Raw genomic sequence first — 25,056 nt, 5'->3', positions numbered from 1 at the left:
AACGGGTGGATGTGAGCATGTTTCACGTTACCGATCGCCTCCGACGGTGCGAAAAACCATGATCGCACCGTCTTTGGCGGGGTGCTGGTTCGGCTACCACGAGCTCTTCGTGACGCCCGGAAGCTCGCCGCGATGCGCCATCTGCCGCAGGCAGACCCGGCACAGGCCGAACGCCCGGTAGACCGACCGCGGACGTCCGCAGCGCTGGCAACGGGTGTATCCGCGGACGCCGAACTTCGGCTTACGGATCGCCTTCTCAATAAGTGCTTTCTTCGCCATCTGCCTTGTCTCTCCCGGCCTCCGGCGGTGGGGGAAATCCCCCCACCGCCTTTGTTCCCTAGCTTTCCCGGAAGGGGAAGCCCAGCGCCCGCAGCAGCGCCCGGCCCTCGTCATCGGTGGTAGCGGTCGTGACAACCGTGATGTCCATGCCGCGGATCCGATCGATACGATCGATGTCGATCTCATGGAAGATCGACTGCTCGATCACGCCGAAGGTGTAGTTGCCCGAGCCGTCGAACTGCTTCGGGGCCAGCCCGCGGAAGTCGCGGATGCGTGGGAGCGCGACCGAGACCAGCCGGTCCAGGAACTCCCACATCCGGTCGCCGCGCAGGGTGACCTTCGCGCCGATGGGCATTCCCTCCCGCAGTTTGAACTGCGCGATGGACTTCTTGGCCCGCCGGACAGCCGGCTTTTGACCCGTGATCGAGGTCAGGTCCCGCAGCGCCCCGTCGATCAGCTTCGCGTCCCGAGCCGCGTCACCGACGCCCATGTTGACGACGACCTTGACCACGGTCGGGATCTGCATCACGTTGGCGTACTTGAACTGATCGCGCAGGCCCGTCGCGATCTCTTCGCGGTACCGCTGCTTGAGCCTCGGAAGCGGGCGGGATTCGGTGGTAGTAGTCATTTCGATCCCTACAGCTCGGCGCCGGTACGGCGGGAAATCCGCACCTTCGTGCCGTCGTCGTTGATGCGGTAGCCGATCCGGGTCGGACGGCCGTCTGACGGGTCCACAATCATGACATTGCTGACGTGGATGGGCGCTTCCTGGGTGATGATCCCACCGGACTGCGAGCCACGGGCGGAGGTGTTCACCCGGGTGTGCTTGGTGATCCGGTTCGCGCCCTCGACGAGCACCTTGTTCTCCGTGGGGAACGCCTTGATGACCTTCCCCTTGAGACCGCGGTCCTTGCCCGTCACGATCTGGACCGTGTCACCTTTCTTGATCTTCATTCCGGCCACGGTCACAGCACCTCCGGCGCCAGCGAAATAATCTTCATGAACTTCTTGTCACGCAGCTCGCGGCCAACCGGCCCGAAGATGCGCGTGCCCCGAGGGTCGCCGCCGTCCCGGATGAGCACGGCGGCGTTCTCGTCAAAACGGATGTAGGAACCGTCGGGACGCCTGCGCTCCTTGGTAGTACGTACGACGACCGCCTTGACCACGTCACCGCGCTTGACGCCGGCCCCGGGCAGGGCATCCTTCACGGTCCCGACGATGATGTCGCCGATACCGGCATAACGACGCCCCGAACCACCGAGTACCCGGATGCACAGCAGTTCCCTGGCACCCGTGTTGTCGGCGACCCGAAGTCGCGACTCCTGCTGGATCACTTCCCGCTCCCGAACTGCGTCGGCGCCCGCCTGCCGGCGGCCGGCTCGCTAGACCACTACCAGGCGTGCCTGCGACGCAAAAGATGATTGCGCCGCCCTTGGCCGTCCTGCTCTTCTCGGGGCCTCCGGCGGCGCAGAACTAATGCGCAACGCCGCCCTCGGCCGTTCTGCTCCCTGCGCCGCCTACTTGGCCTTCTCCAGGATCTCCACCACGCGCCAGCGCTTCGTCGCCGACAACGGTCGGGTCTCCATGAGCAGGACCCGGTCGCCGACACCGGTGGTGCTGTTCTCGTCGTGCGCCTTGACCTTCTTGGTGCGCCTGATCGTCTTCCTGTAGAGCGGGTGCTGGACCCGGTCCTCCACTGCGACCACGACCGTCTTGGCCATCTTGTCGCTGACCACCAGGCCCTCGCGGACCTTACGGAAGCCACGACCGGTCGTCTCGCCCGCCGTCGCCGCGCCGTCCGCCTTCGGGGTGTCGTCCATTGTCATCCCACTCACGCCCGTTCCGTTGTCTGCGGCTGCTCGACGCCGTCAACTGCCACCGCCACGCCGGCGCCGACGAGTTCCGGATCGTCGGTGAGGCCCAGCTCACGCTCGCGCAGCACCGTGTAGATGCGCGCGATGTCGCGGCGGACCGCCTGCAGGCGACGGTTGTTGGTGAGCTGACCGGTCGCTGCCTGGAAACGGAGGTTAAACAGCTCCTCCTTGGCCTCGCGCAGCTTGTCCACCAGGTCCTGCCCGGACAGTGCCCGTAGCTCGTCCGCGGTCGCGGTCGCCATCACGCACCTCCCTCGCGGGTCACGAACCGGCATTTCATCGGAAGCTTGTGGATGGCACGCCGCATCGCCTCCCGTGCGACCGGCTCGGTCACACCGGACAGCTCGAACATCATGCGTCCCGGCTTGACGTTGGCGATCCACCATTCGGGCGAGCCCTTGCCGGAACCCATCCGGGTCTCGGCCGGCTTCTTCGTCAGCGGACGATCCGGATAGATGTTGATCCAGACCTTGCCACCACGACGGATGTGACGGGTCATCGCGATACGCGCCGACTCGATCTGCCGGTTGGTCACATAGGCGGGCTCGAGCGCCTGAATACCGAACTCGCCGAACGCGAGCCTGGTGCCGCCCTTGGCCGCACCGCCACGACCGGGGTGGTGCTGCTTGCGGTGTGCGACCTTGCGGGGAATCAGCATCGTCCTAGCCCTCCGTCTCCTGCGCGGCCCCACCAGCGGCCGTGGCGGTGTCGGCCGGAGCCGCAACCGGTGCCGCGGGGACGACGTCCTCAGGCGTGGAGGCAGCGGTACCCGGCGCGGAAGGAACCTCAGCGGGAGTGCTCCCAGCCGTTTCCCCACCGCCACCGCCCCCGCCGCCACCGCCGCCGCGGCCACGCCGCTCGCCCTGCCGCGCCGCGGCACGACCGGCGTCGGTGCCACCCGTGGTGGTACCCGACGATCCGGAACGCGGCCCACGGCGTGGGCGCTCCCGGCGGTGCTGGCGCTGAAGTGCCTCCTGCGCCTCCCGCTCCGCGCGGCTCTGCACGACGTCGCCCTTGTAGATCCAGACCTTGACCCCGATACGACCGAAGGTCGTCCGGGCCTCGTAGAACCCGTAGTTGATGTCCGCGCGCAGCGTGTGCAGCGGCACCCGACCCTCGCGGTAGAACTCCGACCGGCTCATCTCGGCACCGCCGAGGCGTCCCGAGCACTGCACCCGGATGCCCTTGGCGCCGCCCTTCATCGCCGACTGCATGGCCTTGCGCATCGCCCGCCGGAAACTCACCCGGCTGGACAGCTGCTCCGCCACGCCCTGCGCGACAAGCTGGGCGTCCACCTCAGGGTTCTTCACCTCGAGGATGTTGAGCTGGACCTGCTTACCGGTCAGCTTCTCGAGGTCACCGCGGATGCGGTCGGCCTCGGCGCCACGGCGTCCGATGACGATCCCGGGACGGGCGGTGTGGATGTCCACCCGCAGCCGTCCCTGGGTGCGCTCGATGTCGACCCGGCTGATTCCCGCACGCTCCATACCCCGGGACATCATCTTACGGATCTTCACGTCCTCGCCGACGTACGCCTTGTACTGCTTGTCGGCGTACCAGCGGGAAGTGAACTCCGAAGTGATCCCGAGCCGGAACCCGTGCGGGTTGACCTTCTGTCCCACTACCGGGCCCTCCCTGCACTCTGCGTCGCAACCGGCTGCCGGCTCTCCACGACGACCGTGATGTGGCTGGTCCGCTTGCGGATGCGATAGGCACGGCCTTGTGCCCGCGGACGGATGCGCTTGAGCGTCGGCCCCTCGTCGACATAGGCCTCACCCACCCAGAGCGTGGACGGGTCCAGGCCGTGGTTGTGCTCGGCGTTCGCCACCGCGCTCGCGACCACCTTGAAGACGTCCTCGCTGGCTGCCTGCGGGGCGAACCGGAGGATGTCGAGGGCTTCGCCGGCCGACCGGCCACGGACCAGGTCGACGACCCGGCGCGCCTTGGTCGGCGACACCCGGACGTAGCGGGCCGACGCCTTCGCGCCGGACAACCCGGACCGGGTGAGCCCGTCGACGAGATCGTCAGCCACGGCGTGACCTCCGGTCTTCCTTGATGTGACCGCGGAACGTCCTGGTCGGCGCGAACTCGCCGAGCTTGTGACCGACCATCCCCTCGGTGATGAACACCGGGACGTGCTTGCGGCCGTCATGTACGGCAATGGTGTGTCCCAGCATGTCCGGGATCACCGTCGAGCGCCGCGACCAGGTCTTGATGACGTTCTTCGTGCCCTTGGCGTTCTGCAGGTCCACCTTCTTGAGCAGGTGGTCGTCGACGAACGGGCCCTTCTTAAGGCTACGTGGCATGGCGTGTGTCTCCTCCTTCCTGCTCAGATCCGATGGACAGGCGTCGCGTGACACCGGGTGGGGATCATCATGATTACCGCCGCCTGTTCTGCTTCCGACGACGGACAATCAGCGCGTCGCTCGACTTGCGGGTCCTGCGGGTGCGGCCCTCGGGCTTACCGGCCGGGTTCACCGGGTGGCGACCACCCGAGGTCTTGCCCTCGCCACCACCGTGCGGGTGGTCGACCGGGTTCATCGCCACACCGCGGACGGTGGGACGACGACCCTTCCAGCGCATCCGGCCGGCCTTACCCCAGTTGATGTTGCTCTGCTCGGCGTTGCCGACCTCGCCGACCGTGGCGCGGCAGCGGACGTCGACGTTACGGATCTCACCCGAAGGCATCCGCAGCTGGGCGAAGGGACCGTCCTTGGCCACCAGCTGAACGCTGGTGCCCGCACTGCGTGCGATCTTCGCGCCACCGCCCGGCCGCAGCTCGATGGCATGCACCACCGTGCCGGTCGGGATGTTGCGCAGCGGGAGCGCGTTGCCGGGCTTGATGTCGGCGGTCGTACCGGAGCTGACCGTGTCACCCTGTTTGAGCTTCACCGGCGCGAGGATGTAACGCTTCTCGCCGTCGGCGTAGTGGAGCAGGGCGATCCGGGCGGTCCGGTTCGGGTCGTACTCGATGTGCGCGACCTTGGCCGGCACGCCGTCCTTGTCCCGCCGGAAGTCGATCAGACGGTAGGCGCGCTTGTGGCCACCGCCCTGGTGGCGCGTGGTGATGCGCCCATGGACGTTGCGACCGCCCTTGGAGTGCAGCGGGCGGACCAGCGACTTCTCCGGGTGGTCACGTGTGATCTCGACGAAGTCGGCCACGCTCGAGCCGCGGCGTCCCGGTGTGGTCGGCTTGTACCTACGTATACCCATCGTTTACCTACCCGTATCCGAGCTACGACGCGCCAGGTCCAGCGGGCGCCTGGCGGCGTTCTCGTCGGCTTGTGTCGTCCCCGGCATCCCACTGGATCCCGGCGTGGTGATTGGCGAGCCAAACGCGATCACGCCGGAGATTCCGTCAGGCATTGGGGCCTCCGAAGATCTCAATGGAGTCCCCGGCCGCCAGGCTGACCATGGCCCGCTTGGTGGACCTGCGCTGACCCCAACCGCCCTTGGTGCGCTTGCGCTTGCCCGGACGGTTGATGGTGTTCACCCGGGTCACCCGGACGTTGAAGATCTGCTGGACCGCAATCTTGATCTCGGTCTTGTTCGCGTCCGGGCGGACGATGAACGTGTAGACGTTCTCGTCCAGCAGGCCGTAACTCTTCTCGGAGACGACCGGCTTGATGATCACGTCACGCGGGTCGGGGATCACTTGGCTTCCTCCTCGGCTTCCGCGTCGTCATCGGATCCGGCCGCGGGCTCCTGGGCTCCCAGGATGTCCACCGCGGCGGCGAGGTCGGTGGTTTCCGACCCGCGCCCGGCCGGCGCCTGTGCGCGAGCCAGGAAGGCAGCCAGGGCACCCTCGGTGAACACGACGTCGTCACTGACGAGTACGTCGTAGGTGTTGAGCTGTCCGGGGTCGAGCAGGTGCACAACAGGAACGTTGCGCAGGCTCTTCCAGGTGAGCTCGTCCTCTCGGACCGCGACCACCAGCACGTGACGGGTATCCGCGATCGCCCGCAGGGCCGTGAGCGCCGTCTTCGTCGACGGGGTCTCGCCCGCCACGAGTGAGGACACGACATGCACCCGGTTGTGGCGCGCCCGGTCGGAGAGGGCACCGCGCAGCGCGGCGGCCTTCATCTTCTTGGGCGTGCGCTGGTCGTACGAACGGGGCTTGGGGCCGTGGACGACGCCGCCACCGGTGAACTGCGGGGCACGCAGCGAGCCCTGCCGGGCCCGGCCGGTGCCCTTCTGCCGGTATGGCTTGCGCCCACCGCCGCGGACCTCACCGCGGGTCAGCGTGGAGTGGGTGCCCTGTCGCGCCGCGGCGAGCTGAGCCACCACCACCTGATGGATGAGCGGCACGTTCACCGCGACATCGAACACCGCCCCGGGCAGTTCGACACTGCCGGTCTCGCCGCCCGCGGGAGCGTGAACGACGACCGTGCGGGTCTCCGGCACCGCGATGTCGTCCCCGGCATCCCGGGATCGCGTGCGCGCCGACGCTGTCGCAGCGCTCATGCCGATACCTCCTCACTGGACGTCGCGGCGTCGCCGCTGGCGCTGGCGCTGGGCGTCTCGGTGACAGGCTCGAAGTCCACCGGCGCGGGGCGCTTCGCCGCGCTGCGGACGAGCACCAGACCACCGTCGGGACCAGGCACCGCACCCTTGATCAGCAGAAAGCCGCGTTCGGTGTCGACGGCGTGCACCGTGAGGCTGGGAGTGGTGACCCGCTCGTGCCCCATCCGCCCGGCCATCCGCAGGCCCTTGAAGACGCGGCCCGGGGTGGCGCAACCGCCGACGGAACCCGGCGAGCGGTGCTTACGCTCGACGCCGTGGCCTGCGCCCAGTCCCTTGAAGCCGTGACGCTTCATCACACCGGCGAAACCCTTGCCCTTGGATGTGCCGGTCACGTCCACCACGGCACCCGCGGCGAAGACGTCGCCGGTCAGCTCCTGGCCGGGCCGGTAGTTACCGGCGTCCGCCGTGCGCAGCTCCACCAGGTGGCGGCGCGGCGGTACCCCGGCCCGCGCGAAGTGACCACGCAGAGGCTGCGTCACCCGGCGCGGGTCGACTTCACCGTAGCCGAGCTGAACTGCCGAGTAACCGTCCGAATCCGGTGTCCTGATCTGCGTCACCACGTTCGGCCCGGCCTGGATCACCGTGACCGGGACGATACGGTTGTTCGCGTCCCATACCTGGGTCATCCCGAGCTTCGTGCCCAGGAGCCCCCTGTAGTTGCGATTGAGCATGACTGCGCCGGCCCCTTTAAAGCTTGATCTCGATGTCGACACCGGCAGGAAGGTCGAGCCGCATCAACGAGTCGACCGTCTTCGGCGTCGGGTCAAGAATGTCGATCAGCCGCTTGTGCGTGCGCATCTCGAAGTGCTCGCGGCTGTCCTTGTACTTGTGCGGAGACCGGATCACGCAGTAGACGTTCTTCTCCGTCGGCAGCGGCACCGGTCCCGCGACCTGCGCACCAGTCCGCGTCACCGTCTCGACGATCTTTCGCGCCGAACTGTCGATGATCTCGTGGTCGTAGGCCTTGAGCCGGATGCGGATCTTCTGTGCCGCCATGGTGGGCTTCGCCTGTCCTGTCTGTCTCGTCCGGCTCGCTGGCCCTGCCGGGTCCGTTCCTGGCCGGAGCTGCCGCCGGATGTACCGCTTGTTGTCAAGTCCGTGCACCGCGCGAGCGGCGAGCCGCATCCTTGTGGATCGTCAAGCCCGCCGCTCGCGGCGACTACTTCAGAATCTTGGTGACGCGACCGGCGCCGACGGTCCGGCCACCCTCACGGATGGCGAACCGCAGGCCGTCCTCCATGGCGATCGGCTGGATGAGCTCGACCGTCATCTCGGTGTTGTCGCCCGGCATGACCATCTCGGTGCCCTCAGGAAGGGTCACCACGCCGGTCACGTCGGTCGTCCGGAAGTAGAACTGCGGACGGTAGTTATTGAAGAACGGCGTGTGGCGACCACCCTCGTCCTTGCTGAGGATGTAGACCTGCGCCTCGAAGTTGGTGTGCGGCGTGATCGACTTGGGCTTGGTGACGACCTGGCCACGCTCGACGTCCTCGCGCTTCACACCGCGCAGGAGCAGGCCGACGTTGTCTCCGGCGCGCCCCTCGTCGAGCAGCTTGCGGAACATCTCGACACCGGTGACGGTCGTCGTGGTGACATCCGGCCGGATACCGACGATCTCAACGGTCTCGCTGACCTTGACGACACCGCGCTCCACGCGGCCGGTGACAACAGTGCCACGGCCAGTGATCGTGAAGACGTCCTCGATCGGCATGAGGAAGGGCTTGTCGATGTCACGCTCCGGCTCCGGAATGGAGTCGTCGACAGCCTGCATGAGCTCCAGGAGCTTCGCGCCCCACTCCTTGTCGCCCTCAAGCGCCTTGAGCGCCGAGACGCGCACGACCGGCACGTCGTCGCCGGGGAACTCATACGAGCTCAGCAGCTCACGGACCTCCAGCTCGACGAGCTCGAGGATTTCCTCGTCGTCGACCATGTCGGCCTTGTTCAGCGCCACGACGATGTAGGGCACGCCGACCTGGCGGGCGAGCAGCACGTGCTCCTTGGTCTGCGGCATCGGACCGTCGGTCGCCGACACGACCAGGATCGCGCCGTCCATCTGGGCGGCACCGGTGATCATGTTCTTGATGTAGTCGGCGTGGCCGGGGCAGTCGACGTGGGCGTAGTGCCGGTTGTCGGTCTGGTACTCGACGTGAGCGATCGAGATCGTGATCCCGCGGGCCTTCTCCTCCGGCGCCTTGTCGATCTGGTCGAACGGCGTGAAGGGGTTCAGCTCCGGGTGCGCGTCGTGCAGGACCTTGGTGATCGCCGCGGTCAGCGTGGTCTTGCCATGGTCGATGTGACCGATGGTGCCGATGTTGACATGCGGCTTGTTCCGCTCGAACTTCTGCTTCGCCACGGGTGTCCCTCCAAGGACGGGTGGTGTCGTGCCGTGCTAGTGGCCTACTAGTGATCAGTGGTCGGGTCGGGCCCGGGAGACCTTCCTGATGCAATCCCCCGGACCACCCGTCACTCCCCGCGTGCTTTCGCGATGATCTCCTTGGCGACTCCCGCCGGAACCTCGGCATAGGAGTCGAACTGCATCGAATAGACAGCCCGGCCCGATGTCTTCGAGCGCAGGTCTCCGACGTAGCCGAACATCTCCGACAGCGGGACGATCGCCTTCACGATGCGCGCGCCGGACCGCTCGTCCATGGCCTGGATCTGCCCACGCCGCGAGTTCAGGTCGCCGATCACATCACCCATGTAGTCCTCGGGTGTGGTGACCTCGACCGCCATCATCGGCTCAAGCAGCACCGGGTCGGCCTTGCGTGCCGCCTCCTTGAAGGCCATCGAACCGGCGATCTTGAAGGCGAGCTCGGACGAGTCGACATCGTGGTACTGCCCGTCGGTGAGGGTCACCTTCACGTCGACGAGGGGGTAGCCGGCGAGCACGCCGAACTCCATCGCCTCCTGGCACCCAGCATCGACCGACGGGATGTACTCACGCGGGATGCGACCACCGGTGACCTTGTTCGCGAACTCGTAACCACCGCCGTCACCGCCGGAAGGCTCAAGATTGATAATCACCCGGGCGTACTGCCCCGAGCCACCGGTCTGCTTCTTGTGGGTGTAGTCGACCTTCTCGACCTTGCGCCGGATGGTCTCCCGGTAGGCGACCTGGGGCTTACCGACGTTGGCGGTGACCCCGAACTCGCGGCGCATCCGGTCGACGAGCACGTCAAGGTGCAGCTCGCCCATGCCCGCGATGATCGTCTGACCGGTCTCCTCGTCGGTCCGGACCTGGAAGGTCGGGTCCTCCTCGGCGAGGCGGCCGATGGCGGTGCCCAACTTCTGCTGGTCGGCCTTGGTCTTCGGCTCGATCGCGACACTGATGACCGGGGCCGGGAAGGTCATCGACTCAAGAATGATCGGGCTGTTCGGGTCGCAGAGCGTGTCACCGGTCGTGGTGTTCTTCAAGCCCACGACGGCCACGATCTGACCGGCGCCGGCACCCTCGCGGTCCTCACGGTGGTTGGCGTGCATCTGGAGGATGCGGCCGATCCGCTCCTTGCGGTCCTTCGTCGAGTTCAGCACCGGGGAGCCGGCGGTGAGACGTCCCGAGTAGACCCGGATGTAGGTCAGCTTTCCGACGTACGGGTCAGTCATGATTTTGAAGGCGAGCGCGGAGAACGGCTCGTTCTCGACTGGTTCCCGGGAGACCTCGGTCTCCTCGCTGCCCATCGCGTGGCCGACGGTGGTGCCGATGTCCATCGGGCTCGGGAGGAAGTCGACGACGGCGTCGAGCATGGGCTGCACGCCCTTGTTCTTGAACGCCGACCCGCACAGGACCGGATTCACCGCACCGGACAGGGTCGCCCGACGCAGCGCCGCCCGTAGCTGCTCCTCGGAAGGCTCCTCACCCTCGAGGTAGAGCTCCATCAGGCTGTCGTCGTTCTCGGCGACGGTCTCGACGAGCTTGTCCCGCCACTCCTGGGCAGCCTCAAGGTGGTCACGCGGGATCTCGACGGTCTCGAAGGACGCGCCCTTGTCCTCCGTGTGCCAGAGCAGACCCTTCATCGTGACCAGGTCGATGATGCCCTTGAAGTCCGCCTCGACGCCCCACGGGAGCTGGATGACGGCCGGGGTCGCGGCAAGCCGGTCGACCATCATGTCCACGCAGCGGTGGAACTCTGCGCCGACCCGGTCCATCTTGTTGACGAACGCGATCCGCGGGACGTTGTAGCGGTCGGCCTGGCGCCAGACGGTCTCGCTCTGCGGCTCCACGCCGGCCACCGCGTCGAAAACCGCGACGGCACCGTCGAGGACCCGCAGCGAACGCTCCACCTCGACCGTGAAGTCGACGTGGCCCGGGGTATCGATGATGTTGATGGTGTGGTCCCGCCACGTACAGGTGGTGGCTGCGGAGGTGATGGTGATCCCCCGCTCCTGCTCCTGTTCCATCCAGTCCATGGTGGCGCCGCCGTCGTGGACTTCACCGATCTTGTAGTTGACGCCGGTGTAGAACAGGATCCGCTCGGTGGTCGTGGTCTTGCCCGCGTCGATATGGGCCATGATCCCGATGTTGCGGGTGGAGGCCAACGCGGCATGTATGTCAGCAGACATGTCGATTACCAGCGGTAGTGGGCGAAGGCCTTGTTGGACTCCGCCATCTTGTGGGTGTCCTCACGCCGTTTCACGCTCGCGCCGAGACCGTTACTCGCGTCGATCAGCTCGTTCATGAGGCGCTCGGTCATGGTCTTCTCACGCCGCTGCCGGGCATAGCCCACCAGCCAGCGCAACGCGAGTGTCGTGCTCCGGCTCGCCCGCACCTCGACCGGGACCTGATAGGTCGCGCCACCGACCCGGCGGCTGCGCACCTCCAGGGTCGGCTTGACGTTGTCGAGGGCACGCTTCAGCGTGACCACGGGGTCGTTACCGGTCTTCTCCCGAGCACCCTCGAGCGCGCCGTAGACGATCCGCTCGGCCAGCGACTTCTTGCCGCTCAGAAGAACCTTGTTGACCAACGCTGTCACCAGCGGTGAGCCGTAGACCGGATCGATGACGACGGCGTGCTTGGGAGCCGGGCCCTTGCGTGGCATCAGGCCTTCTCCTTCTTCGCTCCGTACTTGCTGCGTGCCTGCTTACGGTTGCGGACACCCTGGGTGTCCAGCGTCCCGCGGACGATCTTGTAACGGACGCCCGGAAGGTCCTTCACTCGGCCGCCACGAACCAGGACGATCGAGTGCTCCTGCAGGTTGTGCCCCACCCCGGGGATGTAGGCGGTGACCTCCATCCCGCTGTGGAGCCGGACACGGGCGACCTTACGCAACGCCGAGTTCGGCTTCTTGGGCGTGGTCGTGTAGACGCGGGTGCACACGCCACGACGCTGCGGGCTCCCCTTGAGCGCCGGGGTCTTGGTCTTCTCGACCTTGTCCTGCCGGCCCTTGCGGACCAACTGCTGGATCGTCGGCAACGCCGCTCCCGTTCCTCTTCCGTCCCTGCCTGTACCTGCCGTTATGTCGGCTGTGTCCGACCCACGCGGTCGGGTGTGTCGCACCCCCTTGGGAACCTCCGGTAAGCCCGACGGTCTGCCATGGGAATACGCCCGCCCGCCTTCGTGAGGCCGGGCCGTCCGAAGTCACCGCCGGCCCCGCAGGACGGGCCACGGCGCCAGGGGATGGCGCAAGACACAGGTCAAACTTGCAACGCATAGCGCCGCAGGAAAGGAGACTACAGACCCGGCAGCGGGTATGTCGAATCGGGGTCGCCGCGGCGGGTCATGCCCGGTACACCCGGTACGCCCGTCCGGTCGGCTCAGTCTGGCAGCCTGCGCAGCTTGCAGACGAAGAATCCCTCGAATTCCTCGCCCGGAAGGATCCGCCGGGCGCCGGCCAGCGCCGGGTCGTAGGTCTCGGCACCCCAGTGCCGCAGGCCCGGACGCCACGCACCCGGCGCGTGGCGGTCGATGTCGACGTCGATCGGGCACACCTCGACGGGGTGGTGGCGCAGGAGGTGGCTCAGCGGTGCCTCGTTCTCCTCCGGCCCGAACGTGCAGGTCGAGTAGACCAGGGTCCCACCCGGACGCAGTAACCGGCAGGCCGCGACGAGCATCTTGCGCTGCAGCCAGCCGTAGTTGGTCACCCGCTGTTCGCTCCAGTACCGCAGCGCGGCGGAATCGCGCAGGTCGACCAGGCCCTCACCGCTGCACTGAGCGTCCAGCAGCACCCGGTCGAAGCGCGCCTCGACGAACTTGTCGGCGTACTGGGCAGGGTGGCAGGTGGCCGCGGCGAGACTGACGTGGAACTGCCGTGTCACCTCGCGCAGCTTCTCCAGCCGGGGCTTGATGCCGTCGTTCGCCCAGACGCTCGCGCCGTTGCCGACGAGCGCGGCGATGTGGGCCGTCTTGCCGCCCGGCGCCGCGCACAGGTCGAGGATCGACTCCCCCGGCAGGGGACCCAGGGCCAGCGCGGGCACCAGGCTGGAGATGTTCTGGATGTAGGCATGGCCACCGCCGAAGACGTCGGAGGCCGACAGCACCCGCTTCTCGCCGCCGAGGAGGTAGCCGTCGGGACACCAGCCGAGCGGCTCGAGCGTGAGACCAAGGTCGGCGATGGCACGGTGTACCGCGTCCACCCCGAGTGGCGAAAGCCGGTTGACCCGGACGCCGGTCCGACGGTCGAGTGACAGACGGGCGACAACGTCGCCCTCACTCATGCCGAAGATCTCGCAGAGGCGTCTCACGAACACCGTGCGTTTGCGGCTTCCCCCTCCGACCCGCGCACCTCCGGACACCAGCGAGACACTACCCAACCGGGTCCGTCCGGGCCGACGAGGTGGACAACCGCCCTGGTCCCGGCATCGCCCCCCGCCGCGAGAAGGGGGCCGCGGCCCCGATTCCTCCAGTACCCGCCGAAACGGTCCGGACGGGTGTGTCGACAAGCAAATCCTCAACAGTATCGAGGTGTTGGCCACTCCAAGCCTGTCGCCTTCAAGACTAAATACCCGGTCCCACCGGACGATGTGATCCGAGTCATGATGTTGGACCTTGCCCGGTAATCCTCGCCCCGATAACTTCGGCTTTGTCACCGTCAGTTCGGATGACTACGATGGAGGACTCGTGCCCACTTCTTTCATGCCTCTCGACCACAATCATGAAATCATCCCGTCGAGCACTTTCGGGCTGGTCATCGAGGTCTCGGAGGACGTGAGGATTTCCGTTTTCACCAACACGGAAGAAGCCGCTGGGAACCTGGTCCTCGCATCGCTGGTCACCCGTGCCCCGGTTGCCGAGGAGGATTACGACTACGACCACGAACTCCTGAGCATCCGCGTGGGCGGCGCCCGCCACTCCACGGAAGAAGGCGACGATGCCTCAGCTGCATCAGAAATCCAGTGCAGCGACGGCTGAGTATTCCGGACCAAACACCGGGCAAGCGGCTCACACCATGACGACACCTCGTAGGTCGTCCACTGACACCAGCTGGTGGCTCGGACGCCCGAACCACCAGCAAAGCTCAGTGAAGACGGCTTTCCTGAAGACAACCGCCACTATTTCCTGGCTGTACGGACGACTGTTCGCCTGGCTCACCGGGAATCCGGACGCCGCCCGCGTCGAGCGCTTCATCAGAGACCAGAACAGAGCGGCCGTCGCACACGCCGGACTCTCGGTCCTCGGCTCTACCGCACTGATCGTTGCTCCCCTTGCGATCCGCGGACTGATCGACGACTGGCTCCTGCAGCTGCGGACAAGCGGCATACTTCTACCAGTTTTCCTCATCCTCGGCGCATTTGTGCTCAGTGCCGTCGCTTCAACCCTGCGGTACATACTGATCGGCTATTTCAGCGAAAGGCTTGCCTTTCGGATCCGCCGCGACCTGCACCAGCACGCGCTTGCACTGCCGTTCCCCTACTTCGTGCAGACCCGACAAGGGGACGTCGTCAATCTCTTCACCGTCGACACGGCCAGGGTACAGATCGCCGCTGCCGTCTGCCTGCCCGCGATCGCGACCATGGCGGTCGAGCTTGTCGTCGCCGGAGTGGTCGCGTTCATCCTGGAATGGCGGCTTGCGTTCGCGGTAGCCGTGATCGGGGTGATCCCGCTCGTCCTGCTGCGGTTGGTCCGAAACCGTGTCCGGGCAATCAGCCGAGTGGAGATCGAGCGGCACACACGAATGGTTGATCATGTCATCGAGCTGACCGGACCGGTGGGAGCACTGCACCTACGGGCCTTCCGTGCGGAAGGCCCCGGCCGGGAGGAGTTCGAACGGCTGGACTCCGCGATCGCGACGGCCGCGCGTACCCGGGTCCAGGTCTTCGCCCGCCTGCAGTTCATCTCCACCGGCAGCACGATGCTCGCCACCATGACCGCGATCGGGTTCGGCGTGTGGCTGTCGCTGGAACAGGTGATGACGACGGGCACGTTCGTGGCGTTTCTCAGCGTGCTGCTCCTGGCATTTCGTTCCATCGCCGGATTCGCCGACCTGCGCACCCGCCTCTTCGAGGGCGAGTCCTCCCTGACCCGCATTCTGGCCTTTCTCGACACCCCGCTGGCCCCACTCCCCGTACCTGCCCGCAGCAACGTCAGGCCGCTGGCCGTCATCGATCGTCCCCGGCCGTCCGAGGACATCGTGTCGCAGACCGACCCGGCGGTGTCCTCCCCGGAAAACGTTCCAAGAATGCCCGTTCACGGCGATCTCGTCCTGGAGAACGTGTCGTACTCCTACGCCCCCGACATGCCGGAACCTACCTGGGCCGTCCGGTCCGTCGACCTAGTCGTACGCAAGAGCGAGATGGTGGCCGTCGTCGGATTCAGCGGCGCAGGAAAGAGCACGCTCTGCTATCTCGCGAGCGGGCTACTCGCTCCCACCACCGGACGCGTCCTGCTGGGCGGTCGTGATGCCGGAGAGCTCTCCCCGGAACAGGCACGGGCCGCGGTCGGACTGGTCTCCCAGGAACCGTTCATGCAGCGCCGCACCATCGCCGAGAACCTCCAGTTCGGAAATCCGGCGGCAACCGCCGACGAACTGTGGTCCGCCCTCGACGCGACCGGCATGGTCGCCCTGGTCCGTTCACTCCCGGCCGGGATCCACACTCCGGTGGGAAGTAACGGCTACCAGATCTCAGGTGGTGAGAAGCAACGGCTGGCCATTGCTCGGGTGCTCGTCCAGAATCCACGGACGGTCATTCTCGACGAGGCCACGTCGAACCTCGACACCCTCACCGAGGAACTCGTCCGTACGTCCGTCGAACGTCTTCTCTCCGATCGCAGCTGCCTGGTGGTGGCCCATCGGGCGACGATGACAGTAGCGGCCGACCGGATCTACGTGCTGGAAAAGGGAACGGTCATGGAGGCCGGGCCCCACAGCCGACTCGTCAAGACCGGCGGAATCTACGCCCAGCTGATCCGGGGACGGGTGGAGAAGGCACCGAAGAAGGAAAAGAACGGCGGCGCGCCCCGCCCCGCCGGCTGATGATCCGACCGGGCTCGCCCGACCGGGTGAACCGGGCGATCTGGAGCAACCCACGGAATACACATATATATAACCGTTTGAAAAGCTACCCGGACCGCCGACCAGGGCGGGTCCGGGTAGCTTCTGTTCCGGCCCGGCCGGCACCGGTGCCGCAGCAGCCAGGACCACCCATGACCTCGACCCGCCCCGGAACGACAGACGGCCCGTATGGCCTGTCCTCACGGACATGACCATACGGGCCGTCTGTTGGTTCAGGGCCGCGACTGTCCGCCGCAGACCTCGCGGAGGTGGCTCTACCGGTAGTCGCCCCCGGTGCTGCGGTAGTCGAAGTCATCCAGCGGAACCGCCTGGCCGCTGCCGCTACCGAAGGCTCCGTACTCCACGGTTGCACCGTCCTCGTACCCGCCGCCCACCGAGTACATGGACGCCCGCGCCTCCTCGGTCGGCTCGACCCGGATGTTGCGGTACCGGGCGATCCCCGTACCCGCCGGGATGAGCTTGCCGATAATGACGTTCTCCTTCAGTCCGACCAGCGAGTCCGACCGGGCGTTGATCGCGGCGTCGGTGAGCACCCGGGTCGTCTCCTGGAAGGATGCGGCCGACAGCCACGACTCCGTCGCCAGCGACGCCTTGGTGATGCCCATGAGGACCGGACGGGCCGAAGCCGGCTGACCGCCGGATTCGACCACCCGACGGTTCTCCTCCTCAAAGCGCGCCCGCTCGACCAGCTCGCCGGGCAGGAGGGTGGTCTCCCCCGACTCCAGCACGTTCACCCGCTTGAGCATCTGGCGGATGATGATCTCGATGTGCTTGTCATGGATCGACACACCCTGCGAGCGGTACACATCCTGGACCTGATCGACCAGGTGGAGCTGAACCTGGCGCGGGCCGAGGATCCGCAGCACCTCGTGCGGGTCGACCGCACCGTCGACGATCTTCTGGCCGACAGCGATGTGCTGGCCTTCCTCGACCTTCAGGCGCGAACGGCGGGAGACCGGGTAGGCGATCTCCTCGCCGCCGTCGTCAGGGACGATGACAATCTTGAGGGTCTTCTCGGTCTCCTCGATGCGCACCCGCCCGGCGACCTCGCTGATCGGGGCCTTGCCCTTGGGGGTCCGGGCCTCGAAGAGCTCGACCACACGCGGCAGACCCTGAGTGATGTCATCGCCGGCCGCGACGCCACCGCTGTGGAAGGTACGCATGGTGAGCTGCGTGCCGGGCTCACCGATCGACTGGGCGGCGACGATACCGACAGCCTCGCCGACATCCACCAGTTTCCCGGTTGCCAGCGACCGACCGTAGCACTGCGCGCACACACCCATCCGAGCGGCGCAGGTAAGTGCGGAACGCACCTTCACCGACTCGATACCGGCATCGATGATCTGGCCGATGACGACGTCACCGAGGTCCGCACCGGCGGGCACGACCACATCGCCGGCGGCGTTCACCGCGTCGGAGGCGAGCGTGCGGGCGTAGGCCGCGGTCTCCGCATACCGGTCACGGACGAGCACTCCGTCCGCTCCCTTGCGGGCGATACGGGTACCGATACCCCGCTCGGTGCCGCAGTCGTCCTCGCGGACGATGACGTCCTGGCTGACGTCGACCAGACGCCGGGTCAGGTATCCCGAGTCCGCGGTCCGAAGCGCCGTGTCAGCCAGACCCTTACGGGCGCCGTGCGTGGAGATGAAGTACTCCACCACACTCAGCCCTTCACGGAAGTTCGCCTTGATCGGACGCGGGATGATCTCACCCTTCGGGTTGGCGACCAGCCCACGCATCCCGGCGAGCTGCCGGATCTGCATCATGTTTCCGGCGGCCCCGGAGTTGACCAGCACCGCGACCGGGTTGGTCGGCGGGAAGTTGGCCTCCATCGCCTCGGCAACCTTGTTCGTGGCCTCGTTCCAGATCTGCACGAGTTCGCCGCGGCGCTCGTCGTCGGACAGGAAGCCGCGGTCGAACTGCTTCTGCACCCGCTCGGCCCGCTGCTCGTATTCGTCGAGGATCTGCTTCTTGTTCGGCGGCGCGACCACGTCCTCGATCGCGACCGTCACCCCGGAACGGGTGGCCCAGTAGAAACCCGCGCTCTTCAACGCGTCCAGCGTCGCGGCCACCTGGATCTTCGGGTAGCGCTCGGCCAGGTCGTTGACGATTACAGCCTGGGCCTTCTTGTTCATCACGTAGTTGAGGAACGGGTATCCCTCTGGCAGCGCCTCGTTCAACAGGCAGCGGCCGAAGGTGGTCTCCAGGATGAACGGATCCCCGACGACCCAACCGGCCGGCGGGGTCCAGTCCAGCGGCGGGGTGGTGTCACGGAGCCGAACTCTGATCTTCGCCTGCAGGTCGATCTCCCGCGCGTCAAAGGCCATCTGGGCCTCGGACACGCTGGAGAACGCCCGCCCCTCACCGATCGCGCCTTCGGACAGCCGGCTGAGGTGGAAGACCCCGGTGACCATGTCGAGGCTCGGCATGGCCAACGGACGCCCGGACGCCGGCGACAGGATGTTGTTGCTCGACAGCATCAGGATGCGGGCCTCGGCCTGCGCCTCTGCCGACAGCGGCAGGTGCACGGCCATCTGGTCACCGTCGAAGTCCGCGTTGAAGGCGGTGCAGACCAGCGGATGGATCTGGATGGCCTTACCCTCGACGAGCTGCGGCTCGAACGCCTGGATACCGAGACGGTGCAGGGTCGGTGCGCGGTTGAGTAGGACCGGGTGCTCGGTGATGACCTCTTCCAGCACGTCCCAGACGACGGGCCGTGCCCGCTCGACCATGCGCTTCGCTGACTTGATGTTCTGCGCGTGGTTGAGATCGACCAGCCGCTTCATCACGAACGGCTTGAACAGCTCAAGCGCCATCTGCTTGGGCAGGCCGCACTGGTGCAGCTTCAGCTGCGGGCCGACCACGATGACCGAACGGCCGGAGTAGTCGACGCGCTTGCCGAGCAGGTTCTGACGGAAACGGCCCTGCTTGCCCTTGAGCATGTCCGACAACGACTTGAGCGGACGGTTACCCGGTCCGGTGACCGGTCGGCCGCGCCGGCCGTTGTCGAACAGCGCGTCGACGGCCTCCTGCAGCATCCGCTTCTCGTTGTTGACGATGATCTCGGGTGCACCGAGGTCGAGCAGCCTCTTGAGCCGGTTGTTACGGTTGATCACACGGCGGTAGAGATCGTTGAGGTCGGACGTGGCGAACCGGCCACCGTCGAGCTGCACCATCGGGCGCAGGTCCGGCGGGATCACCGGAACGCAGTCGAGCACCATCCCGTTCGGGGAGTTGCGGGTGTTCAGGAACGCCGAAACGACCTTGAGACGCTTCAGCGCCCGGGCCTTCTTCTGCCCCTTGCCGCTGCGGATCGTCTCCCGCAGCGACTCGGCCTCCGCGGCCAGGTCGAAGTCGATGAGCCGGCGCTGCAACGCCTCGGCACCCATGCCGCCGGTGAAGTACTGGCCGAACCGGTCGCGCAGCTCACGGTAGAGCAGCTCGTCGGGCTCAAGATCCTGGACCTTCATGCTCTTGAAACGGTCGAACACCCGGCCCAGATCGTCGATCTTCCGCTGTGCACGGTCGCGGATCTGGCGCATCTCGCGCTCGGCGGCCTCCCGCACCTTCCGCCGGGCGTCGCCCTTCGCGCCCTCGGCCTCCAACTGCGCGAGGTCCGCCTCAAGCTTCTTCTGCCGCGTCTCGACGTCGGCGTTCTTCTTGTCCTCGAGATGCTGCTTCTCCACGGAGATACGAGCCTCGAGGGTGGGCAGATCGCGGTGGCGCGCGTCGGTGTCCACGCCAGTGATCATGTAGGCGGCGAAGTAGATGACCTTTTCAAGATCCTTCGGCGCCAGATCGAGGAGATAACCGAGCCGGCTCGGCACACCCTTGAAATACCAGATGTGGGTGACCGGAGCGGCCAGCTCGATGTGGCCCATCCGCTCACGGCGCACCTTGGCACGGGTGACCTCGACGCCACACCGCTCACAGATGATGCCCTTGAAACGGACACGCTTGTACTTACCGCAGTAGCACTCCCAGTCCCGGGTCGGACCGAAGATCTTCTCGCAGAAGAGTCCGTCCTTTTCCGGCTTGAGGGTGCGGTAGTTGATTGTCTCCGGCTTCTTGACCTCGCCGTGTGACCACTGGCGGATGTCGTCCGCCGTGGCGAGGCCGATGCGCAGCTCGTCGAAGAAGTTGACGTCGAGCACGTGTCTTCTCTCTCTGCCGTCTGGCCGCCCTCCGTCGCCGGCGGGCTTCGCAAAGATGGCGGCGACTGTGGGCTTCTGCCGTCAGTTGTTACAAGGTCGGCGCGGACGCCGGGACACGGTCAGGGTTACCGGACGCCGTGTCCCTGCCGCGTGGTCGCCGGCCGTGAGTTGCAGGTACTCACGGAGCCGCGGGTACTCACGGCCGGCGACCACTATTCGTCAGACCTCCTCAACGCTGCTCGGCTCGCGCCGGGACAGGTCGATCCCGAGTTCCTCCGCGGCGCGGAAGACGTCCTCGTCGGTGTCGCGCATTTCGATGGAAACACCGTCACTGGAAAGAACCTCCACGTTCAGGCACAGTGACTGCATTTCCTTGATGAGTACCTTGAAGGACTCCGGAATGCCGGGTTCGGGGATGTTCTCGCCCTTGACGATGGCCTCGTAGACCTTGACGCGACCGAGAACGTCGTCCGACTTGATGGTCAGCAGCTCCTGGAGGGCGTAGGCGGCGCCGTACGCCTCAAGCGCCCACACCTCCATCTCACCGAAGCGCTGTCCACCGAACTGCGCCTTACCACCCAGCGGCTGCTGGGTGATCATCGAGTAGGGGCCGGTCGAACGAGCGTGGATCTTGTCGTCGACCAGGTGGAGCAACTTGAGGATGTAGATGTAGCCGACCGCCACCGGGTACGGGTAGGGTTCGCCGGTCCGGCCGTCGAAGAGCTTCGCCTTGCCACTGGCACCGATCAGCTGGACTCCGTCACGGTTCGGCAGCGTCGAGGAGAGCAGGCCGGTGATCTCCTCCTCACGTGCGCCGTCGAACACCGGTGTCGCCACGTTGGTGTCGGGCGGCGCCTGGTCCGCGCCGATGCCACGCAGGCGTTCCTTCCAGTCCTCGGCTCCGTCGTCGACCTGCCATCCGGTCTTGGCGACCCAGCCAAGATGGGTTTCCAGGATCTGGCCGATGTTCATTCGGCGGGGCACGCCGTGCGGGTTCAGCACGACGTCCACCGGCGTGCCGTCGGAGAGGAAGGGCATGTCCTCAGCCGGGAGGATCTTCGCGATGACACCCTTGTTACCGTGCCGGCCGGCCAGCTTGTCACCATCGGTGATCTTACGTTTCTGGGCCACGTACACCCGGACCAGCTCGTTCACTCCGGGCGGAAGCTCGTCGCCGTCCTCCCGGGAGAACACCCGGACGCCGATGACCTTGCCCGACTCACCGTGCGGCACCTTGAGCGAGGTGTCACGGACCTCCCGGGCCTTCTCACCGAAGATCGCGCGCAGCAGCCGCTCCTCCGGGGTCAGCTCGGTTTCGCCCTTGGGCGTGACCTTCCCGACCAGCACGTCACCGGGTGAGACCTCGGCACCGATCCGGATGATGCCCCGCTCGTCGAGGTCGGCGAGGACCTCCTCGGCGACGTTCGGGATGTCCCGGGTGATCTCCTCGGGCCCGAGCTTGGTGTCGCGGGCGTCGACCTCGTGCTCCTCGATGTGGATCGAGGACAGGACGTCGTCCTGGACCAGCCGCTGGGAGAGGATGATCGCATCCTCGTAGTTGTGGCCCTCCCAGGGCATGAACGCCACCAGCAGGTTCTTGCCGAGCGCCATCTCACCGTTGTCGGTGCACGGACCGTCCGCGATCACCTGGCCGGCCTCGACGCGGTCGCCCTCGTCCACGATCGGCTTCTGGTTGATGCAGGTGCCCTGGTTGGAACGGCGGAACTTCGCCATCCGGTAGGTACGCCGGGTGCCGTCGTCGTGCATGACGGTGATGTAGTCGGCGGAGAGGTCCTCGACCACGCCGGCCTGCACACAGACCACGACATCGCCGGCATCCTTGGCCGCACGGGCCTCCATGCCGGTGCCGACCAGCGGTGACTCACTGCGCAGCAGCGGGACGGACTGGCGCTGCATGTTCGAGCCCATCAGGGCACGGTTCGCGTCGTCGTGCTCCAGGAACGGGATCATGGCCGTGGCCACCGACACCATCTGGCGCGGTGAGACGTCCATGTAGTCGACCTCGTCCGGCGGGATGAACTCGACCTCGCCGCCCTTTCGTCGAACCAGGACGCGGTTCTCGGCGAAGGAACCGTCGGCGGTCAGCGGCGCGTTGGCCTGTGCGATGACGTGCCGGTCCTCCTCGTCGGCGGTGAGGTAGTCGATCTGGTCGCTGACCCTGCCGGCGACGACCTTGCGATAGGGCGTCTCCACGAAGCCGAACGGGTTGACCCGCGCGAACGTCGACAGCGAACCGATCAGGCCGATGTTCGGGCCTTCCGGGGTCTCGATCGGGCACATCCGGCCGTAGTGGCTGGGGTGGACGTCGCGAACCTCGAAGCCCGCCCGCTCCCGGGACAGACCACCGGGGCCGAGCGCGGACAGGCGCCGCTTGTGTGTGAGGCCGGCCAGCGGGTTGGTCTGGTCCATGAACTGGGAAAGCTGGCTGGTCCCGAAGAACTCCTTGATGGAGGCGACGACCGGCCGGATGTTGATGAGCGTCTGGGGCGTGATCGCCTCGACGTCCTGGGTGGTCATCCGCTCCCGGACGACCCGCTCCATCCGGGCGAGACCGAGCCGCACCTGGTTCTGGATCAGCTCACCCACCGTGCGCAGCCGCCGGTTACCGAAGTGGTCGATGTCGTCCACGTCGTACGCCGGGTCCTTGCCCGCGTGCAGCTGTACGACGTACTCGATCGTGCGGACGACGTCGTCCTCGGTCAGCACACCCACATCGTGGGGAACGTCGACGCCGAGCTTCTTGTTGACCTTGTAACGGCCGACCTTGGCCAGGTCGTAGCGCTTCGGGTTGAAGAAGAGGTTCTCCAACAGCGTCTGGGCCGACTCACGCGTCGGGGGCTCGCCCGGCCTCAGCTTGCGGTAGATGTCGAGCAGCGCGTCATCCTGGCTGGACGTGTGGTCCTTCTCCAGGGTCACCCGCATCGACGGGAAATCACCGAACCGCTCAAGGATGCGCGCCTCGTCCCAACCGAGCGCCTTGAGCAGCACGGTCACCGACTGGCGACGCTTGCGGTCGATGCGGACACCGACGGTGTCACGCTTGTCGACCTCGAACTCCAACCAGGCACCCCGGGACGGGATGACCTTGCAGGAGAACAGGTCCTTGTCGGACACCTTGTCGATGGTCTTCTCGAAATAGACCCCGGGAGAACGGACGAGCTGGCTGACGACGACCCGCTCGGTCCCGTTGATGACAAATGTGCCCTTCGGGGTCATGAGCGGGAAATCGCCCATGAAAACCGTCTGGCTCTTGATCTCACCAGTGGTGTTGTTGGTGAACTCGGCCGTGACGAACATGGGGGCCGAGTACGTCATATCCTTGTCCTTGCACTCCTCGACGGAGTACTTGGGTGGTTCGAAACGGTGGTCCCGGAACGACAGTGACATCGAACCCGAGAAGTCTTCGATCGGCGAGATCTCCTCAAAGACCTCTTCGAGACCCGACGTGACGGGTACATCGTCACGACCGGAGTCGATGGCTTCCTGGACCCGTTCCGCCCACGCCTCATTGCCGATCAGCCAGTCAAAGGACTGTGTCTGCAGGGCGAGAAGATCCGGGACCTCGAGAGGCTCGATGATCTTTGCGAACGAGATGCGGGAGGAGGTAGGCGAGGCGGCCAAGGTGGTCCTTCCGGTGGCCTGATCGTCGGGCTGGTGGTGCTCTAGAACAATCCGGCGGGGGATGGTCGGGTGATCAGTGTCTCGCTACGGTTGTGCGGAGTGTCGATGGGGGTAGTCCAGCAGAGGGCGCAGCCACCCCGCGATGCGGGCAGACGACGCCCGCGCACTGACGAGTAGTCCGTCACGACATCTTCCGGAGAGGGACACCTGTGTGGGAGGGTCATCCCGGGCTGGTGGCGCGGCGGCGTTTCGGTGGCGGGTTGCGGTCAACGGTCTGGCTCGGATTACCTCGGTCGTGGCGTCTGGACGACCGCGCCCAAGGGCACAGGTGCGCGGGGGCTTGACCGTCGCGAGCACCGAAGGAACAGCGGACACACGACGAAAGGACAGCCCAAACGAGCAGTGTAGCCGATGGCCGCACTGCTGGCAAGGCTGCTCGACAGGTATGTCTCACCGCTTCCGGATGATGGAACTCCGTCCTGGGTAAGGTCGTCAACCCCAACCAGGAAGTCCGTGTGCCTGGACCGCGACAGCCCGACGCCGGGTCGGGCTTCGACGCCGTTCCGGCCATTGCCGACGTTACCTGGCAACCCTACGCGTGCGTGCCGGCACCCCTGGAGAAGGCCGAGCCGCCCCCGATGACCATGCAAGCGGTCGGGCCGCCGTCCCCCACCCGCCGCGGGGTCGGGGGACGGCGGCCCGGTTACCGTGACTACTTGACGGTCACCGTAGCGCCGGCACCCTCGAGAGCGGCCTTGGCCTTCTCCGCGGCTTCCTTCGTCGCCTTCTCCAGGACCGGCTTGGGTGCGCCGTCGACGAGGTCCTTGGCCTCCTTCAGGCCCAGGCTGGTCAGCGCACGGACCTCCTTGATGACCTGGATCTTCTTGTCGCCGACAGCGGTGAGGATGACGTCGAACTCGTCCTGCTCCTCGACCGCCGGCGCCTCCGCGGCCGGACCACCGGCACCGGGCAGCGCAACCGCGACCGGGGCGGCCGCGGTCACGCCGAAGGTGTCCTCGAACTGCTTCACGAACTCCGACAGCTCCAGCAGCGTCATTTCCTTGAACGCGTCCAGCAGCTCGTCGGTCGACAGCTTCGTCATGGTGGCGATCCTTCCGTTCATGGTGGTATGCCGTT

The 25,056-nt window shown here is 66.4% G+C and carries 25 protein-coding genes; 2 read left to right on the top strand and 23 right to left on the bottom strand.

Features of this window, described 5'->3' with window-relative positions; translation table 11 throughout:
- Positions 1-93 precede the first annotated feature (93 nt).
- From NBW77_RS07685 to NBW77_RS07590, 20 genes are all read right to left on the bottom strand, one after another.
- On the bottom strand, positions 94-279 hold the full coding sequence (locus NBW77_RS07685; protein ID WP_131748532.1) for a type Z 30S ribosomal protein S14: 186 nt from the start codon (positions 277-279) through the stop codon (positions 94-96).
- A gap of 58 nt (positions 280-337) precedes the next feature.
- On the bottom strand, positions 338-907 hold the full coding sequence (rplE, locus tag NBW77_RS07680; protein WP_131748534.1) for a 50S ribosomal protein L5: 570 nt from the start codon (positions 905-907) through the stop codon (positions 338-340).
- 8 nt (positions 908-915) lie between these two features.
- On the bottom strand, positions 916-1,242 hold the full coding sequence (gene rplX / locus NBW77_RS07675) for a 50S ribosomal protein L24 (RefSeq protein ID WP_131748541.1): 327 nt from the start codon (positions 1,240-1,242) through the stop codon (positions 916-918).
- A gap of 2 nt (positions 1,243-1,244) precedes the next feature.
- The gene (rplN, locus tag NBW77_RS07670; RefSeq protein ID WP_131748536.1) at positions 1,245-1,613 is read right to left on the bottom strand and encodes a 50S ribosomal protein L14; all 369 of its coding nucleotides are present in this window, start codon (positions 1,611-1,613) and stop codon (positions 1,245-1,247) included.
- Between the two features lie 183 nt (positions 1,614-1,796).
- Positions 1,797-2,105 carry a 30S ribosomal protein S17 gene (gene rpsQ, locus NBW77_RS07665; protein WP_242606072.1) on the bottom strand — a complete coding sequence of 103 codons (309 nt, stop codon included), beginning with the start codon at positions 2,103-2,105 and terminating at the stop codon, positions 1,797-1,799.
- Positions 2,106-2,110: 5 nt separating this feature from the next.
- The gene (rpmC, locus tag NBW77_RS07660) at positions 2,111-2,395 is read right to left on the bottom strand and encodes a 50S ribosomal protein L29 (protein ID WP_131748538.1); all 285 of its coding nucleotides are present in this window, start codon (positions 2,393-2,395) and stop codon (positions 2,111-2,113) included.
- The gene (gene rplP, locus NBW77_RS07655; RefSeq protein ID WP_131748539.1) at positions 2,395-2,811 is read right to left on the bottom strand and encodes a 50S ribosomal protein L16; all 417 of its coding nucleotides are present in this window, start codon (positions 2,809-2,811) and stop codon (positions 2,395-2,397) included. The genes rpmC and rplP overlap by 1 nt, the downstream gene beginning before the upstream one ends.
- A 4-nt stretch (positions 2,812-2,815) precedes the next feature.
- Entirely contained in the window at positions 2,816-3,775 is a 960-nt protein-coding gene (gene rpsC, locus NBW77_RS07650; RefSeq protein ID WP_250279488.1) for a 30S ribosomal protein S3, read from the bottom strand.
- Positions 3,775-4,185 carry a 50S ribosomal protein L22 gene (rplV, locus tag NBW77_RS07645; protein WP_131748547.1) on the bottom strand — a complete coding sequence of 137 codons (411 nt, stop codon included), beginning with the start codon at positions 4,183-4,185 and terminating at the stop codon, positions 3,775-3,777. The genes rpsC and rplV overlap by 1 nt, the downstream gene beginning before the upstream one ends.
- Positions 4,178-4,459, bottom strand: coding sequence for a 30S ribosomal protein S19 (rpsS, locus tag NBW77_RS07640; RefSeq protein WP_131748549.1), 282 nt, complete (start codon positions 4,457-4,459; stop codon positions 4,178-4,180). Before rpsS ends, rplV begins: the two co-directional genes overlap by 8 nt.
- 73 nt (positions 4,460-4,532) lie before the next feature.
- Positions 4,533-5,366 (bottom strand): 50S ribosomal protein L2, encoded by an 834-nt coding sequence (gene rplB, locus NBW77_RS07635; RefSeq protein WP_131748551.1) that lies wholly within the window; start codon positions 5,364-5,366, stop codon positions 4,533-4,535.
- Positions 5,367-5,511: 145 nt separating this feature from the next.
- Positions 5,512-5,808, bottom strand: coding sequence for a 50S ribosomal protein L23 (gene rplW / locus NBW77_RS07630; RefSeq protein ID WP_131748553.1), 297 nt, complete (start codon positions 5,806-5,808; stop codon positions 5,512-5,514).
- Positions 5,805-6,617 carry a 50S ribosomal protein L4 gene (gene rplD / locus NBW77_RS07625; protein ID WP_131748555.1) on the bottom strand — a complete coding sequence of 271 codons (813 nt, stop codon included), beginning with the start codon at positions 6,615-6,617 and terminating at the stop codon, positions 5,805-5,807. The genes rplW and rplD overlap by 4 nt, the downstream gene beginning before the upstream one ends.
- On the bottom strand, positions 6,614-7,348 hold the full coding sequence (gene rplC, locus NBW77_RS07620; protein WP_131748557.1) for a 50S ribosomal protein L3: 735 nt from the start codon (positions 7,346-7,348) through the stop codon (positions 6,614-6,616). Before rplC ends, rplD begins: the two co-directional genes overlap by 4 nt.
- A gap of 16 nt (positions 7,349-7,364) precedes the next feature.
- The gene (gene rpsJ / locus NBW77_RS07615) at positions 7,365-7,673 is read right to left on the bottom strand and encodes a 30S ribosomal protein S10 (RefSeq protein WP_013875113.1); all 309 of its coding nucleotides are present in this window, start codon (positions 7,671-7,673) and stop codon (positions 7,365-7,367) included.
- Between the two features lie 163 nt (positions 7,674-7,836).
- Positions 7,837-9,030 carry an elongation factor Tu gene (gene tuf, locus NBW77_RS07610; RefSeq protein ID WP_131748559.1) on the bottom strand — a complete coding sequence of 398 codons (1,194 nt, stop codon included), beginning with the start codon at positions 9,028-9,030 and terminating at the stop codon, positions 7,837-7,839.
- A gap of 110 nt (positions 9,031-9,140) precedes the next feature.
- Complete coding sequence (fusA, locus tag NBW77_RS07605) at positions 9,141-11,237, bottom strand: elongation factor G (protein WP_250279487.1); 2,097 nt, start codon at positions 11,235-11,237, stop codon at positions 9,141-9,143.
- Positions 11,238-11,242: 5 nt separating this feature from the next.
- Positions 11,243-11,713: a 30S ribosomal protein S7 gene (gene rpsG / locus NBW77_RS07600; protein ID WP_131748561.1), complete on the bottom strand. Its 471-nt coding sequence runs from the start codon at positions 11,711-11,713 to the stop codon at positions 11,243-11,245.
- Positions 11,713-12,087, bottom strand: a complete 375-nt coding sequence (gene rpsL, locus NBW77_RS07595) for a 30S ribosomal protein S12 (protein ID WP_131748563.1) — start codon at positions 12,085-12,087, stop codon at positions 11,713-11,715. The genes rpsG and rpsL overlap by 1 nt, the downstream gene beginning before the upstream one ends.
- Before the next feature lie 341 nt (positions 12,088-12,428).
- Positions 12,429-13,328, bottom strand: coding sequence for an RsmB/NOP family class I SAM-dependent RNA methyltransferase (locus NBW77_RS07590; RefSeq protein WP_131748565.1), 900 nt, complete (start codon positions 13,326-13,328; stop codon positions 12,429-12,431).
- Between the two features lie 403 nt (positions 13,329-13,731).
- Between NBW77_RS07590 and NBW77_RS07585 the strand changes: the two genes are divergently transcribed.
- Together NBW77_RS07585 and NBW77_RS07580 are read left to right on the top strand one after the other, a co-directional pair.
- Entirely contained in the window at positions 13,732-14,022 is a 291-nt protein-coding gene (locus NBW77_RS07585; protein ID WP_131748567.1) for a hypothetical protein, read from the top strand.
- A gap of 109 nt (positions 14,023-14,131) precedes the next feature.
- Positions 14,132-16,084: an ABC transporter ATP-binding protein gene (locus tag NBW77_RS07580; protein WP_165486282.1), complete on the top strand. Its 1,953-nt coding sequence runs from the start codon at positions 14,132-14,134 to the stop codon at positions 16,082-16,084.
- A gap of 293 nt (positions 16,085-16,377) precedes the next feature.
- Here the strand turns inward: NBW77_RS07580 and NBW77_RS07575 are convergent, their stop codons facing one another.
- The 3 genes from NBW77_RS07575 to rplL all read right to left on the bottom strand — a co-directional run bounded on the left by NBW77_RS07575 (position 16,378) and on the right by rplL (position 25,021).
- A complete protein-coding gene (locus NBW77_RS07575) occupies positions 16,378-20,277 on the bottom strand; it encodes a DNA-directed RNA polymerase subunit beta' (protein WP_131748571.1) in 3,900 nt (1,299 codons plus the stop codon).
- A gap of 219 nt (positions 20,278-20,496) precedes the next feature.
- A complete protein-coding gene (rpoB, locus tag NBW77_RS07570) occupies positions 20,497-23,919 on the bottom strand; it encodes a DNA-directed RNA polymerase subunit beta (protein WP_131748573.1) in 3,423 nt (1,140 codons plus the stop codon).
- 712 nt (positions 23,920-24,631) lie between these two features.
- The gene (gene rplL / locus NBW77_RS07565; protein WP_131748575.1) at positions 24,632-25,021 is read right to left on the bottom strand and encodes a 50S ribosomal protein L7/L12; all 390 of its coding nucleotides are present in this window, start codon (positions 25,019-25,021) and stop codon (positions 24,632-24,634) included.
- Positions 25,022-25,056: the final 35 nt, after the last annotated feature.

The organism is Frankia sp. Cppng1_Ct_nod (genome assembly GCF_920656135.1).
In the GTDB taxonomy this organism is placed as follows: domain Bacteria; phylum Actinomycetota; class Actinomycetes; order Frankiales; family Frankiaceae; genus Protofrankia; species Protofrankia meridionalis.
The sequence above is the reverse complement of the archived record's forward strand: the minus strand, read 5'-3'. Positions and strand labels throughout refer to the sequence as shown.